Below are 15,718 nucleotides of genomic sequence, written 5' to 3'. Positions count from 1 at the left end.
TTAATGAACTGACGCATGCGTTAGTTGCATAAGTAAGAGGTTTGAAAAAATAGCCTGTATATATTTGAATGATGAATAACTTACCTATTTTCTTGTGTTTGTTTGCGTTACATACAGAAAAAATTCGGAAAATAAAACATATTATTTATCTGTTTGTTTTTGCTTCTTTTTCAAATACTCCATACGCAATTTTTCAAGTTGCTGCTTTTTATCAAATTTGGCAGGCTTCTGTTTTTCATGGAACTTTGCCACAGCTACCTGACTTTTGGAATCCAATTGATATTTTCCCACTTTGTTCACCTACTTTTCTTGTCTCTAAAGAGAATCTACTCAACAAATATAATATACCTTATTTTCCTGAAGTAAACCTTATTACTTTATTTTAACTGCTTTTTCTCGTTTGTAGACGTAAATTAAAACACCCTTTCACTTTATTACTGCAAGCAAGGGTGTTTTAATTTTATTATTTTATTAGTTGATGGCCATGCCCACATAAGGGCACAGTTTACTCTTTCCCATCTAATAAACGACCAAGGCCACCTAATACACTACCTTCACCAGTACTTTGCGCTGCTGGGCTTGTAAGGCGTGCTGCTAATCGGCTAAGTGTTAAGGACTGAATCCAAACTGTTCCAGGTCCTTCTAACGTTGCGAAGAATAAACCTTCGCCGCCAAATAGAGCTGTTTTTACTTTTCCAACGAACTCGACATCATAGTTAATGTCTTTTGTCATAGCAACGAGACAACCTGTATCAATGCGAAGTTTCTCACCAGGTTTTAATTCACGTTTATATACAGTTCCACCTGCGTGCATGAAAGCAAGACCGTCACCTTCAAGTTTCTGCATGATGAAACCTTCACCACCGAAGAAACCAGTTCCTATTTTTTTCGTAAATTCAATTCCGATAGAAACACCTTTTGCGGCACAAAGAAAGGCATCTTTTTGACAAACTACTTTTCCTTGATATTCTGTTAAATCTACAGGAATAATTTTACCAGGATAAGGAGCAGCAAATGAGACGTGGCGTTTGCCGTGACCTGTATTTGTAAATACAGTCATAAACATACTTTCGCCTGTAACGAGACGCTTACCAGCGCCCATTAATTTTCCGAATAAACCTCCAGATGGGCCAGAACCATCACCGAAGATTGTTTCCATTTCTATGTAATCTTCCATCATCATCATTGCGCCAGCTTCTGCGATCACGCTTTCTTCTGGATCTAACTCAATTTCAACAAACTGCATATCATCTCCGTATAACTTATACTCGATTTCATGTGCTCTCATTTTTTTCACCTCGTATGTAATAGATACTTATATTGTACAGAATTTAATAGGATTAGAATACTTTAGTTTTGTTAATTTTCAAATAAAGTAGGGCCACCCAAAACGGATTAGCAGTTCCCGCCAATCAAGCTGCCCGTAAATGGTGGGATAAAATATGAATATGGAAATTCAACATTATATTAAAATTATAAAAAAATGGTGGAATGAAAGTGTTCTCATTTGACGTTTTGGATATAGCGTGATATAGTGAAATCACTATTGAGCTACATAATGTGGTACGGAAATAAAGCACGTTGAATTAAAGGCTGTAAGCTTGTTATACATTCATGTCCTTTATATCCACCTTTTCATGTGGATTCATAGTTTCATTTTTATTTAGGAGGTACATGACATGCAAACAGGTAAAGTTAAATGGTTCAACAGCGAAAAAGGTTTCGGTTTCATCGAAGTTGAAGGTGGAGACGATGTATTCGTTCACTTCTCAGCTATCCAAGGTGACGGATTCAAAACTTTAGAAGAAGGTCAAGAAGTTTCTTTCGAAATCGTTGAAGGTAACCGTGGACCACAAGCTGCTAACGTTACAAAAAACTAATTAGCTAGCGATAAAAAGCATTCCGATTTTCGGAATGCTTTTTTTTATTCTTTGGAACTCGACTCATTTGAAGATAATTCGCCCTTAAAGGTACGCTCTTCAAAGTCATCAAGCATTTGCTCATATTCTTCATGTTCTTCCGTAGCGAAAACTTGCGGATTTTTTCCATACATATCTGTACCGATAAAGTTTTCGAAATCCTCTACGTAGCCTACGTTTTCTTCACTATTTACGTACATGCCATTATAGTTTTTCGAATCTTGTCTTTCTAAATCAGATGGTGTTTCAGATGTTCCGTAATTAGCAACATCTTGCCATGCATCTTCTGCATCATATTCAACAGAACGATCTTCATCATGTTTGTGGAAAGAAGGAGATAACACTTCTTCTTCGACTGGTCGTGTATTCATATTTAGCTTATTTGTCGCGTGCTGGATGCATGTTGTAGCAGTCGGCATTGCTTCTAATCTTTCAAATGGAATTTCTTCGCCAGACACTTCGCAAATGCCGTACGTACCCGCTTCTATTTTTTGCAAGGCATGTTTCGTATCCTCTAGCTGTTTATGCCAAAGTTCAATAAGCCCGAAGTCTTTTTCACGTTCATATAGCTCTGTTGCCATATCAGCTGGATGGTTATCATAGCTAGATAATTCTCCAACAGACTCACGTTCAGATGCACGATCTTCATTTTCGTGTGTTTGTATCGTTTGCTCTAGTTCGTGTTTTTGTTTTTCTAAAACGGATTTAAATTGATTTATTTGTTGTGGAGTTAACATAGTCGTCCACCTTCCTACAATTCAGTTTCTTTACATAGTATGAGCGTTGCGAGTAGGAATTATGAGAGGAATTTCAGATATGAATTTCAGATATGAAAAAGGAGCCGCATAAGCAGCTCCTTTTATAGAAAGTATCCAAGTAATAATCCGATTCCCATGAGGAGACCGAAGATCGTATTTGTTTTTGCTGTTGCAATCATCGCAGGTACCATTTCCATTGGAATGCTTTTGCCGATAAAGCCTTTCGTCGCTTTAAATGCTTTCGGTGCACTTAAAAATACGATAAGCATCCATGGTGATACGATGCCCACGATAATTAAAGCAATTGTCCAAATGTAGGAAACGATGAACATAGAAGCAAGTACACCAACCGCTCTTTCACGTCCAACGAGAATTGCTAACGTTTTACGACCGTTTTCTTTATCGCCATCTAAGTCACGAATATTATTAGCTAGTAAAATGGCACCAATTAAAATGGAGCTTGGAATAGATAGTAAAATGACTTCTGATGTTACAGTTCCAGTTTGAATAAAGAATGAAATTCCAATAATGATAACACCCATAAATAATCCGGCTGTTAACTCTCCAAATGGTGTATAGGCAATGGGAAGTGGGCCACCCGTGTAAAGGTAAGCAACGGCCATACAAACAAGACCGATTGCAGCAAGCCACCAGCTAGAATTCATACAAATATAAACACCTAATAGTATTGCGATGCCGAAAAATCCAAATGCTAAGTTAAGCACTGTTTTTGGCTGAATGCCATCGCGAACGATAGCGCCGCCGATACCAACTGAACCTTCGTGATCGAGTCCTCTTTTATAATCAAAGTATTCATTAAACATGTTTGTTGCTGCCTGAATGAGAAGACAAGCAAGAAGCATTATAAGGAAAAGAGGGAGATGTATTTGATTTATACCTCCGACCTGCATTGCATAGGCTGTTCCGATGAAAACAGGAACGAAAGCTGCTGTTAATGTATGGGGACGTAGTAAACTCCACCAAATGCGCCAGCCTGTTTGCTTGCTTGGTTTTGGCGCCGTAGGAGAGGAATTCGTTTCGACGTTCATTTCCATGTTGAATCCTCCTTTGGTCACATATTGTACACAACTAAGTGTAGAAAAAGCATCATTTAGTGTCAACGTTTATTTTCTAGGAAGAGAAGGTGAATTTCTCAGAAATGCTAAACGTTGACAGGCCTTTCGTTTGAGGTGTATCTTAAAATCAAGCGTAATTATGACTATTTTTCGCCCATAGGGGGGAGACAATTGTGATTCAAACGAAACAAAAAGGCTTGCAAGAAGTTCTTAGTGCAGCCATTAAGCATGCAACTGATGAAAAAATATTGGTTAGTTTTGTAAAACAAATAGACTGGATGGATCCGCTTCTGTTTTATGCAGCAGGAAAAAGGATTGCATTGGAAAATAGATGTTATTTTGCAGATCCAGCTCAGCATGTAATATTTGCTGGAATTGGCTCTGTTTTCACTATAGCAAATTCTTCTCACAAACGCTTTCAAGCGGCTCGTGACGAGTGGGATAAAGTAAAAGAGAAAGCATTTGTACAAAGAGAAAAATATGAATTTGGAACAGGTCCTCTTTTATTTGGTGGATTTTCATTTGACCAAGAAAAAGAGAAAACGGACTTATGGAAAGAATTCGATGATACGACATTTTCACTACCAGCATTTTTATTAACTGTAAAAAATGAAAAAGCATGGTTAACAATGAATACATTCGTTTCAGCAACAGATTGTGCAGAAACTCTTTATAACGAAATTGTTTCTTTAGAAGAGAAAATTTTGGGGGAGAGTAAATGTGCATTAGAAGGATCGAAATTAACAGTTACTTCTAAAGTGGAAGTAGATCCAAAAAGCTGGATGAATGCCATTGAGAAAGTGCAAGATGAGATGAAGCAGGGGAACGTGCAGAAGGTTGTATTAGCGAGGGAGCTAAAAGTAGAAATGGATCATCATATTGATTCTGCTCTCGTTTTAGAAGCACTTCGCATTGGGCAACCGGATTGTTACGTATTTTCTTTTGATTATAAAGGAGCATGCTTCTTAGGAGCGACGCCAGAGAGGTTAATTCGCAAAGAAGATGAGAAGTTTACTTCGATGTGTCTTGCTGGTTCAACTGGTCATGGTCAATCTATAGAAGAAAGTAAGCGAAATAGTAATGCGCTTCTTCATGATGAAAAGAATTTAGCTGAACACGGTTATGTTGTAAACATGATTCGAGGAGTATTAAATGAGCACTGCGAATCTGTTAATATTCCGGAAAGTCCGGGCTTATTAACAACGAAAAACTTAATTCATTTATATACGCCTGTAGAGGCAAAGGGCGATGCGAGTCTTTTAACAATGGTAGAAGAATTACATCCAACACCAGCTCTTGGCGGGACACCTCGTTTGGAAGCGATGAAACTGATTCGTGATGTTGAATTGTTAGACAGAGGATTATATGGCGCACCGATTGGCTGGATAGATGATGAAGGAAATGGTGAGTTTGCGGTTGCACTCCGCTGCGGGTTATTAAATGGCGAGAAAGCATCATTATTTGCTGGTTGCGGGATTGTAATTGATTCTGTACCGCAACTTGAATATGAAGAAACAAGTTTGAAGTTTAGACCGATGCTTGGTGCTTTGGAGGAATTAATGAAATGAACAATCATATAGAAGCATTATCATATTATTTAGGCGCGTTCGTGGATGAACTGACGCGTCTAAATGTATGTGATGTTGTCATTAGTCCAGGCTCACGGTCAACGCCGATTGCTCTACTAATGGAACAACATGAAGGAATGAACACTTATTTACATGTAGATGAAAGATCTGCAGGATTTTTTGCGCTCGGTATTGCGAAAGCAAAAAAACGCCCAGTAGCATTATTATGTACGTCAGGAACAGCAGCAGCGAACTATTATCCAGCTGTATGTGAAGCTTTTCATTCAAGGGTCCCGCTTATCGTCTTAACAGCGGATAGACCGCATGAATTAAGAGATGTGGGTGCACCACAAGCAATGAATCAATTTAATTTATACGGTACTTTTGTGAAACAATTTACAGAGATGGCACTGCCAGAAGCAAGTGAGGCGATGTATCATTACGCTCGTATGACGACGCAGCGTATAGTAGCAAATGCTTGTTTAGCGCCGCAGGGTCCTGTTCATCTTAATTTTCCAGTTCGCGAGCCGCTTATCCCTGATTTCTCACTAGAAAGCTTATGGGATAAAGGACGTAGTGAATATACAGGAGTAGTTCAGCAAGGAAACGCGGTGATGCCGAGTGAATATGTAGATTCTCTTGTAGGGCGCCTTTCACATATGGAAAAGGGGCTTATTATTTGTGGAGATGATAGTCATGCAGAAATTGCAATGTTTGCAACGCAATTAGCTGAGAAAACTGGCTATCCTATATTAGCAGACCCACTTTCTAATATTCGTAGCGGACACCACGATAAAACGATGGTAATTGACTGTTACGATACATTTTTACGAAATGAACAGTTAAAAGAAACATGGAAACCGGACGTTTTAATTCGCTTTGGTAGTATGCCTATTTCTAAATCATTAACGCAGTTCATAAAAAAACAAACAAAAGCAGTTCATATCGTTGTCGATGAATCAGGACAATGGAGAGATCCAGCTCTTGTTGCGACAGAAGTTGTGCAAGCAAGTGACATTGAATTCTGCAAGGCATTAATAGAAAAAATGCCAGTTATGAAAAAGAATGATTGGTTCAGTATGTGGCAACATATAAACGAAAAAACGAAGGAAACGCTTCGTGAAATGGAAACATATGAAACTGCATTTGAAGGAAAGGTTATTACAGATATTGTGCGCGTATTACCAGAAGACGCAACGTTATTTGCGAGCAATAGTATGCCAATTCGTGATACAGACTCATTCTTCTTCACATCGGATAAAAATATCCATGTGATGGCAAATCGTGGTGTAAATGGTATTGATGGAATCATTTCGACAGCTCTAGGAGCGAGCGTTATTTGCGACCCACTTGTATTAGTGATTGGTGATTTATCATTTTATCACGATTTAAATGGACTGTTAGCAGCGAAATTACATGAATTAAACATAACAATTGTCGTTGTAAATAATGATGGCGGGGGTATTTTCTCATTCTTACCACAGTATGAGAAAAAGGAACATTTTGAATCATTATTTGGAACACCAATTGGACTTGATTATGAGCACGTTGTCAAAATGTACGGTGGTTCATTTAGCCGTGTAAACGGTTGGGAGCAATTCCGAGAAGAGGTACAAAAGGGAACAAGGGCGGAAGGTTTAAACGTTGTGGAAATTTGTACGAATCGTGATGAGAACTTAACATTGCACCGTACATTATGGACAAAAACGATGGACGTAATTACTACATCTTTACAAGGTGAATCAAAATGAAAGTAACGCTGCAAGGTGTATCGTATGAATATGAAGTAGTCGGAAGCGGGGAACCACTTCTACTTCTTCATGGTTTTACGGGAAGCATGGAAACGTGGCGTTCTTTTATCTCTTCATGGAGTGAGCAGTTTCAAGTTATTGTAGTGGATCTTGTTGGACATGGAAAGACCGAGAGTCCTGAAGATGTTGCGCATTATGACATTCGAAATGTGGCATTGCAAATGAAAGAACTATTAGATTATCTTCATATTGAAAAAGCACATATACTTGGCTATTCAATGGGCGGTAGATTGGCGATTACGATGGCATGTCTATATCCAGATTATGTACATTCTCTTTTATTAGAAAATTGTACAGCTGGGCTCGAAAACGAAGCAGATAGAAAAGAACGTCGTGAAAAAGATGATCGACTTGCCGATAAAATTGAGCGAGAAGGCATAGAAAGTTTTGTATCGATGTGGGAAAATATTCCGCTTTTTGAAACGCAAAGACGTTTAGCAAAAAACGTACAAGAAGCGGTGCGAAAAGAACGACTTGCTAACAACCCAAAAGGGCTCGCAAATAGCTTGCGAGGCATGGGAACTGGGGCTCAGCCTTCATGGTGGGATGAGCTGAAAAACTTAAAAATACCTGTTCTTTTAATGAACGGAGAGCATGATGAAAAGTTCTTTCGCATATTAAAAAACATCGAAAAATGCGTCTCTGACGCGAAATTTGTCAAAATTGATGGTGCTGGCCATGCAATTCATGTGGAACAACCGGAAAAGTTTGATACAATAGTAAAGGGATTTCTAAAAACTATGCAGTGATGCTTTTTTCAGTTAAGAATGAAGTTACACTTATAGAGGAAATCAGAAATATACAAGGAGGTAGTTGTAATGGCTATTGAATGGATAAAAGAAGGCAATTACGAAGATATTATTTATTCAACATACAATGGTATCGCAAAAATTTCGATTAACCGTCCTGAAGTACATAACGCATTCCGTCCAAAAACGGTAATGGAGTTAATCGACGCTTTTGCACAAGCTCGTGATGATGCAAATGTTGGCGTTATCATTTTAACAGGTGAAGGTGGACGTGCATTCTGTTCTGGCGGCGACCAAAAAGTTCGTGGTCATGGTGGATATGTAGGTGACGACCAAATCCCACGTCTAAACGTATTAGACTTACAACGTCTAATTCGCGCAATTCCTAAACCAGTTATCGCAATGGTAGCAGGTTATGCAATCGGTGGTGGACACGTACTTCATATCGTATGTGACTTAACAATCGCTGCAGACAACGCTGTATTCGGACAAACAGGTCCTAAAGTAGGAAGCTTTGACGGTGGATACGGAGCTGGTTACTTAGCTCGTATGGTAGGCCACAAGAAAGCTCGCGAAATTTGGTACCTATGCCGTCAATACAGTGCTGGGGAAGCGCTTGATATGGGCTTAGTAAATACAGTAGTACCATTAGAACAACTTGAAGCAGAAACAGTACAATGGGCACAAGAGATCTTAGCAAACAGCCCAATGGCACTTCGTTTCCTAAAAGCTGCATTCAACGCAGACACAGACGGTCTAGCTGGTATTCAACAATTAGCTGGAGATGCAACGTTATTGTACTACACAACTGACGAAGCAAAAGAAGGTCGCGACGCGTTCAAAGAAAAACGCAGTCCGGACTTCGGTCAATTCCCTCGTTTCCCTTGATCAAATCAAAAGCGGAAGCGGCTCGCTTAGAATGTGAGGGGGATGGAGCTTCTGACGTAGAGGCGTTTTTTGCCTCGTAGGAAGAAGTGAAGCCACCGAACATTCTAGCTGCTGTAGCTGGATGAAACCAAAAGCGGAAGCGGCTCGTTTAGAACAAGAGGGTGTTGGAACTCCTGACTTAGAGGCGCTTTTTGCCTCGTAGGAAGGCGTGAAACGACCGACTGTTCTAGCCGCTGTAGCTGGATGTGACAAACCGGAAACAAAACAACTAAGAGACTTGATGTCATATCAAGTCTCTTTCTTTCATGAAAGGAGAATGTATGATGGAAACTATGCCAAATTGGTTAATGCAACGTGCGTTTTTAACACCAGATCGAACTGCAATTGAAATAGAGGAAGAGAAAGTTACTTTTATGCAGCTGCATGAAACAGTAGTATCTGTTTGTGAACGTCTCACGCATGTTGGAGTGAAGCGAGGGCAAAAGGTGGCTGTTCTGATGAAAAATGGTATGGAGATGATTACAGTTATTCACGCCCTATCGTACGTAGGGGCAGTAGCTGTGCTTTTAAATACACGTCTTTCAAGAGAAGAGCTACTTTGGCAAATGGATGATGCTGAAGTTATTTGTTTAGTGACCGATCAAGAATTTGATGCTAAAGATGTTCCTGTCTATTCATTCGCCGAAGTGATGAATGGACCAAAAGAGGAAGCCTCTATACAAGAAGAATTCTCTTTAGAAGAAGCGATGACGATTATTTATACGTCAGGGACGACAGGAAAACCGAAAGGTGTTATTTTAACGTACGGCAATCACTGGGCAAGCGCGGTTGGCTCTTCGCTTAATTTAGGACTTCGTGATGATGATTGCTGGTTAGCGTGTATGCCGATGTTCCATGTTGGCGGGTTATCTCTTCTAATGAAAAATATTATGTACGGCATGCGCATTTTACTCGTTCCGAAATATGATGCTGATTTTATTCATACAGCACTTCAAACGAGAGGCGTAACGATTATTTCAGTCGTATCAAAAATGTTAACTGATTTATTAGAGAGACTTGGAGAAGAAACATATCCATCTTCTTTACGATGTATGTTACTTGGCGGAGGACCAGCGCCGAAGCCGTTATTAGAAACGTGTGTAGATAAAGGAATTCCTGTGTATCAAACGTACGGTATGACAGAAACGTCTTCGCAAATTTGTACGTTGTCCGCAGATTACATGTTAACGAAAGTAGGATCAGCTGGAAAGCCACTATTTCAGTGCCAACTTCGTATTGAAAAAGATGGCGTAGTAGTGCCGCCACATGCGGAAGGTGAAATCGTAGTAAAAGGACCGAACGTAACAGGTGGTTACTTTAACCGTGAAGATGCGACGCGTGAGACTATTCAAAACGGATGGCTTCATACTGGCGACCTCGGTTATTTAGATGAAGAAGGATTTTTATACGTATTAGATCGCCGCAGTGATTTAATTATTTCTGGCGGAGAGAATATATATCCGGCTCAAATTGAAGAAGTGTTGCTGTCCCATCCAGCGATAGCGGAAGCTGGTGTTGTAGGTATGACTGATGATAAATGGGGACAAGTACCCGCTGCTTTTGTTGTGAAAAGCGGGGCGGTAACAGAAGAAGAAATTCTTCGCTTTTGCGAGGAGAAATTAGCGAAATATAAAGTGCCGAAGAAAGCATGTTTCTTAGAGGAATTACCACGTAACGCTTCGAAAAAATTGTTAAGACGAGAGTTAAGAGAATTAGTGGAGGAGAAAGAAACAGTAAACAAAAACATAGACAAAAGTAGGCATATATAATAAAAAGTAATTATGAAACAATATAAACCAAAAGAATTTTCAGAAATGCTTAATGTCTCTGTTAAGACATTGCAAAGGTGGGACAATCAAGGTGTTTTAACTGCTTACCGAAACCAAAAAGGAAGATGATACTATACAGAAGAACAGTATAAGGAATATATGGGTATTCAAGAAGAAAATAAAGTAGGCAAAGTAGTTATTTACACAAGAGTATCAAATCCAGGTCAGAAAGATGATTTAGAAAATCAGGTTGAGTTTTTAAAAACATTCGCAAATGCACGAGGGATGATTGTAGATGAAGTTATCAAAGATATTGGTAGCGGATTAAACTACAAAAGAAAACAGTGGAATAACCTGATTGACAGTTGTGTGGAAAGAAATATTTCGACTATCATCATTGCACACAAAGATAGATTTGTACGTTTTGGATATGAGTGGTTTGAAAAGTTTCTTCGTAAAATGGGAGTGGAAATTATGATTGTTAACAATGAAAAACTATCTCCTCAAGAAGAACTTGTGCAGGATTTAATATCTATCATTCATGTATTTAGCGGTAGAATATATGGGTTGAGAAAATACAAAAAGAAAATGTCGGAGGATGAAGATTTATGAAAAGAGCATATTTAATAGAAATCAAACCGACAACTGAACAAGTTAGTAAAATCCGTCAAACTATTGGGGTGTGTCGATATGTATATAACCTGTATATCTCTAAAAATAAAGAGGCATATGAGTCGGATGGGAAATTTCTTAGTGGCTATGACTTTTCTAAATGGTTAAACAACATTCATACAAAAGAGTGTGACCAGTGGATTAAAGAAGTGTCGAGCAAAGCGGTAAAACAAGCGATTATGAATGGAGATAAAGCTTTTAAGCGATTTTTTAAAGGTTTATCTAAGTTTCCACGATATAAAAAAAGAAGAAGCAAGATGTGAAGTGCTACTTTCCGAAAAACAACAAAACAGATTGGACAGTAGAAAGACATAGAGTAAAAGTCCCTACAATTGGTTGGATAAGGTTAAAAGAGTATGGATATATTTCAAAAAATAAAACTGTAAAAAGTGGTACAGTATATCAAAGAGCAGGAAGATACTATGTGTCTATACTCTGTGAAGTGAAAGAGGTAAAACCAAATTCAATTCTCAATGCAGTAGGTATAGGAATTGATTTGGGAATTAAAGACTTCGCTGTACGTAGCGATGGAAAAACTCACAAAAATATAAATAAAACAGTACAAGTAAAAAAGATAGAAAAACGGTTAAAACGTGAACAACGCTCTTTATCACGCAAATTTGAAAATATAAGAAAGAGAGGTGAACAACCTGTTACTAATAAAAGAGCGAATATAAACAAAAATATTCTTAGGGTGCAACAGCTACATGCTAGGCTAGCAAATATTCGATTAGCGTATGTAAAGTCTATTGTAAATGATGTGGTGAAAACCAAGCCAATGTTTATTACAGTAGAAGATTTGAATGTGAAAGGTATGATGAAGAACAAACATCTATCTAAAGCTGTAGCGCAACAATGTTTTTATGCTTTTAAAACATGGTTATCAACGAAATGTAGGGAATATGGAATTGAACTACGGCAAGTGGACAGATTTTATCCATCTTCTAAAATATGTTCATGTTGCGGTCAAAAAAAGTCGGATTTAAAGCTGTCTGACCGAGTATATACATGTGATTGTGGAAATGTAATGGATAGAGATTTAAATGCATCTATCAACCTTTTACAAGCAAAAAAATATACAATACTAACGTAAATAGATTGTATATATGTACGGTGGGCTACATCGGAATTTACGCCTGTGGAGTGTCACAGCAAACTGTAGTAGCAAGTGATTAGCGAGGCAGGGCACGTAGAAGCAGGAATACTCTAAGAATATACATTTGTCTATATTTTTAGTAGCAGATGTAGGTGGAAATAAAAAAAGCGACACTTCATATAACAGAAATGCCACTCGTAATCCCGTTTGCTGCAAGCTACGGAACGTATGAGAAGCGTGAGAGCATCGTTATTAAATTAGAGGATACGGACGGATACATTGGATTTGGCGAAGTCGTCGCCTTCTCTGAACCGTGGTATACGGAAGAAACAGTGAAGACAGCATTGCATGTACTGCAAGATTTTTTATTACCTGATTTATTAAAGGCTGAAATTTCTCATCCGAATGAAGTGCCAAGTTTGTTCCAGCATATAAAAAGAAACCGAATGGCAAAGGCAGGAATAGAAGGAGCTGTTTGGGATTTATATGCGAAGCGACAAAAGAAGTCATTAGCGACATTACTAGGCGGGACTAGACCTGAAATTGAGGTCGGTGTTGTAATTGGTATCAATACAATTCCGGTTATGTTAAAACAAATCGAAAAGTACGCAGAAGAAGGGTACGAGCGTTTTAAAGTGAAAATAAAGCCAGAGCATGATTACGAATTATTGAAAGAGATTCGAAAAGAGTTTCCGCATATCCCGCTAATGGCAGATGCAAATTCAGCATATACATTAGGGGATACGGAGAGGCTGAAACGACTAGATGAATTCCAATTAATGATGATTGAACAACCGTTAGCCGATTATGATTTTCTTGATCACGCGGAGTTGCAAAAGAAAATTGAAACGCCGATTTGTTTAGATGAAAGTATTCATAGTTTAGAAGATGCACGCGTTGCGATTACCCTTGGTAGCTGCCAAATTGTGAACATTAAACCAGGGCGAGTGGGCGGATTAACAGAATCGGTTCAAATCCATAATTATTGCATGGAGCACAACATACCCGTTTGGTGCGGCGGTATGGTGGAGATGGGGATTTCAAGAGCACAAAATGTTGCGCTTGCCTCATTGCCGAACTTTACGATTCCAGGCGATATATCTGCTTCTAGCAGACATTGGGAGCAGGATATTATTTCGCCGGAAGTGACGCTTAAGGGCGGAAAAGTTATGGTGCCGCAAAGTGTTGAAGCTGAGTATGAAGTAGACCGCGGAAGGTTGGCGGAGATCACGAAACAGCGAATTGTTTTGGAGCGGTAGGTTGAGTCTTTCAAATAGCGGGCGAATTTCGTCGGTAATTGTCGGTAAGTCGATATAACTGAAAAATCGCTGATATAATTCGAGTTACGGTTGATATAATTGGAAAATCGCCGATATAATTCAAGTTGTGGTCGATATATTTGAAAAATCGCCGATATAAATTTCATTTACTAAGGTTACTCCCGCGAGTAACCTTTTCGTATTGTACAAATTGGATAGACTAGTTTACAATCGAGCGTATAAAGGGGGAGTAATATGAAGCGCATTTCAATTTTAATAGCGGATGATGAGGCAGAAATTGCCGATTTAATTGAGATACATTTAGAAAAAGAAGGTTACCACGTCGTGAAGGCAGCGGACGGGGAAGAGGCTGTTCATATTATTGAAACGCAGCCAATCGACTTAGTGGTTTTAGATATTATGATGCCGAAAATGGATGGGTATGAAGTGACGCGTCAAATTCGCGCGAAGCACCATATGCCAATCATTTTCTTAAGTGCGAAAACTTCGGACTTTGATAAGGTGACAGGTCTTGTATTAGGCGCAGATGATTATATGACGAAACCTTTTACACCGATTGAATTAGTTGCACGTGTAAATGCACAATTACGTAGGTTTCTTACATTAAATCAGCCGAAAGTAGCGGAGAATAAATCTGCTTTAGAGATAGGCGGAGTTATTATTGATCCTGAGCGAAGAACAGTGAACGTCTATGGAGAGCAAATTGAGTTAACACCGAAAGAGTTTGATATTTTATATTTATTAGCGAGCCATCCGAAGAAAGTGTATAATGTGGAAAATATTTTTCAGCAAGTATGGGCAGATGATTATTATGAAGGCGGAAATACAGTTATGGTACATATTCGTACGTTGCGGAAAAAGCTTGGGGAAGATAAAAGAAAGGATAAATTAATAAAAACAGTGTGGGGAGTAGGTTATACTTTCAATGGCTAATATGATGAAAAGTTTTCGATTTAAAATGATTGCCTTATTTGCGTTAAGTATGGTGCTTGCAGCAACTGTAACTTATATAATTTATAAAGGATTGCAGCTGTATTATAAAACGATGGTTCGCTACGAAGAGCCTTTAGCGCAATTTAGGTCAGTGGTAAGGGAATTTGGAGACATTAACTTCTTTTTAATTTTCTTTATTCCGTTATCTATTATCTTTTTCTTCTTTTTGACAAAACCGTATTTAAAGTATTTTAGTGAGATTTCTAACGGGATTCATCATCTTGCGAACGGTAACTTTACGAATAAAGTTCAAGTTTCATCAAACGATGAGTTTGGAGATATCGCACGTGAAATAAATGTTGCGAGTGAAAAGTTAAAAGAAGCGGTGGAAAGAGGAGACTTTGCTGAAAGTAGTAAAGATCAGCTCGTTGTAAACTTAGCTCATGATTTAAGAACTCCATTAACATCCGTGTTAGGGTATTTAGATTTAATTCTTAAAGATGAGAATTTAACAAAAGAACAAATTAAACATTTCTCCACAATTGCATATACGAAATCGCAAAGGCTCGAAAGTTTAATTGATGAGTTATTTGAAATTACACGTATGAATTATGGCATGCTAAAGCTGGATAAAAAGCCGATTGATATAAGTGAACTACTTATACAGTTAGATGAGGAATTGTATCCTTTATTAGAGAAACATCATTTACAAGCTAGGTTGAATATTGATCCTCATTTGCCAATTAACGGTGATGGAAAATTGTTAGCTAGAGTATTTGAAAACTTGTTAACAAATGCCGTTCGATACGGATATGATGGGCAATTTGTTGATCTGAATGGGTATATCGATAATGAAGAAGTTGTCGTACAAGTTATAAATTATGGAGATAGTATTCCAGAAGAAGATTTACCGTATCTTTTTGATATGTTTTATACAGGTGATAAATCGAGAACTGAGAACCGTGGCGGGACAGGCCTTGGACTGTTTATTGCGAAAAATATTGTTGAGCAGCATAACGGTACAATTTCTGCTGAAAGTAATGTAGTTAGAACAATGTTTGAAGTGCGATTGCCAAAAGACGAGAACTTAACAATTTAATAAAAATTTAAACTTTACCCCACTTTTTATTTTAATAGTTTTTTCTATTCTATACGTAAGT

At 38.3% G+C, this 15,718-nt stretch carries 13 protein-coding genes and 2 pseudogenes; 11 read left to right on the top strand and 4 right to left on the bottom strand.

Going from position 1 to position 15,718, the window contains the following annotated elements:
* Positions 1-141: 141 nt before the first annotated feature.
* Together MHB52_RS25125 and MHB52_RS25120 are read right to left on the bottom strand one after the other, a co-directional pair.
* On the bottom strand, positions 142-291 hold the full coding sequence (locus MHB52_RS25125; RefSeq protein WP_000521638.1) for a hypothetical protein: 150 nt from the start codon (positions 289-291) through the stop codon (positions 142-144).
* Positions 292-505: 214 nt separating this feature from the next.
* The gene (locus tag MHB52_RS25120; protein ID WP_001201257.1) at positions 506-1,288 is read right to left on the bottom strand and encodes a TIGR00266 family protein; all 783 of its coding nucleotides are present in this window, start codon (positions 1,286-1,288) and stop codon (positions 506-508) included.
* Between the two features lie 391 nt (positions 1,289-1,679).
* On the opposite strand from MHB52_RS25120, the gene cspD reads away from it, so the two are divergent.
* Entirely contained in the window at positions 1,680-1,880 is a 201-nt protein-coding gene (cspD, locus tag MHB52_RS25115) for a cold-shock protein CspD (RefSeq protein WP_001193054.1), read from the top strand.
* A gap of 44 nt (positions 1,881-1,924) precedes the next feature.
* On the opposite strand, the gene MHB52_RS25110 is transcribed toward cspD, so the two are convergent.
* Both MHB52_RS25110 and MHB52_RS25105 read right to left on the bottom strand, forming a co-directional pair.
* The gene (locus MHB52_RS25110) at positions 1,925-2,656 is read right to left on the bottom strand and encodes a yteA family sporulation protein (protein ID WP_000957365.1); all 732 of its coding nucleotides are present in this window, start codon (positions 2,654-2,656) and stop codon (positions 1,925-1,927) included.
* A gap of 122 nt (positions 2,657-2,778) precedes the next feature.
* The gene (locus tag MHB52_RS25105) at positions 2,779-3,732 is read right to left on the bottom strand and encodes a 1,4-dihydroxy-2-naphthoate polyprenyltransferase (protein WP_000425740.1); all 954 of its coding nucleotides are present in this window, start codon (positions 3,730-3,732) and stop codon (positions 2,779-2,781) included.
* 194 nt (positions 3,733-3,926) lie between these two features.
* Here MHB52_RS25105 and MHB52_RS25100 point away from each other — a divergent pair, with 194 nt between their 5' ends.
* The 10 genes and pseudogenes from MHB52_RS25100 to MHB52_RS25055 all read left to right on the top strand — a co-directional run bounded on the left by MHB52_RS25100 (position 3,927) and on the right by MHB52_RS25055 (position 15,657).
* Entirely contained in the window at positions 3,927-5,321 is a 1,395-nt protein-coding gene (locus tag MHB52_RS25100; RefSeq protein WP_061664533.1) for an isochorismate synthase, read from the top strand.
* Positions 5,318-7,072 carry a 2-succinyl-5-enolpyruvyl-6-hydroxy-3-cyclohexene-1-carboxylic-acid synthase gene (gene menD, locus MHB52_RS25095; protein WP_061664535.1) on the top strand — a complete coding sequence of 585 codons (1,755 nt, stop codon included), beginning with the start codon at positions 5,318-5,320 and terminating at the stop codon, positions 7,070-7,072. The genes MHB52_RS25100 and menD overlap by 4 nt, the downstream gene beginning before the upstream one ends.
* The gene (gene menH / locus MHB52_RS25090; RefSeq protein WP_000869211.1) at positions 7,069-7,881 is read left to right on the top strand and encodes a 2-succinyl-6-hydroxy-2,4-cyclohexadiene-1-carboxylate synthase; all 813 of its coding nucleotides are present in this window, start codon (positions 7,069-7,071) and stop codon (positions 7,879-7,881) included. Before menD ends, menH begins: the two co-directional genes overlap by 4 nt.
* Before the next feature lie 69 nt (positions 7,882-7,950).
* Positions 7,951-8,769 (top strand): 1,4-dihydroxy-2-naphthoyl-CoA synthase, encoded by an 819-nt coding sequence (gene menB / locus MHB52_RS25085; RefSeq protein ID WP_000963870.1) that lies wholly within the window; start codon positions 7,951-7,953, stop codon positions 8,767-8,769.
* Positions 8,770-9,092: 323 nt separating this feature from the next.
* Positions 9,093-10,577, top strand: a complete 1,485-nt coding sequence (locus MHB52_RS25080; protein WP_044796384.1) for an o-succinylbenzoate--CoA ligase — start codon at positions 9,093-9,095, stop codon at positions 10,575-10,577.
* Positions 10,578-10,589: 12 nt separating this feature from the next.
* Positions 10,590-11,189 (top strand): annotated as a pseudogene (locus MHB52_RS25075) (IS607 family transposase).
* Positions 11,186-12,342 (top strand): annotated as a pseudogene (locus tag MHB52_RS25070) (RNA-guided endonuclease InsQ/TnpB family protein). Before MHB52_RS25075 ends, MHB52_RS25070 begins: the two co-directional pseudogenes overlap by 4 nt.
* 155 nt (positions 12,343-12,497) lie before the next feature.
* A complete protein-coding gene (menC, locus tag MHB52_RS25065) occupies positions 12,498-13,604 on the top strand; it encodes an o-succinylbenzoate synthase (protein ID WP_044796388.1) in 1,107 nt (368 codons plus the stop codon).
* 255 nt (positions 13,605-13,859) lie between these two features.
* Positions 13,860-14,558: a response regulator transcription factor gene (locus MHB52_RS25060; RefSeq protein ID WP_000822512.1), complete on the top strand. Its 699-nt coding sequence runs from the start codon at positions 13,860-13,862 to the stop codon at positions 14,556-14,558.
* Positions 14,551-15,657 (top strand): HAMP domain-containing sensor histidine kinase, encoded by a 1,107-nt coding sequence (locus MHB52_RS25055; RefSeq protein ID WP_000002609.1) that lies wholly within the window; start codon positions 14,551-14,553, stop codon positions 15,655-15,657. Before MHB52_RS25060 ends, MHB52_RS25055 begins: the two co-directional genes overlap by 8 nt.
* Positions 15,658-15,718: the final 61 nt, after the last annotated feature.

The organism is Bacillus sp. FSL K6-0073, from assembly GCF_038006085.1.
GTDB lineage: Bacteria > Bacillota > Bacilli > Bacillales > Bacillaceae_G > Bacillus_A > Bacillus_A cereus.
This window is presented reverse-complemented; position numbering and strand designations above follow the sequence as displayed.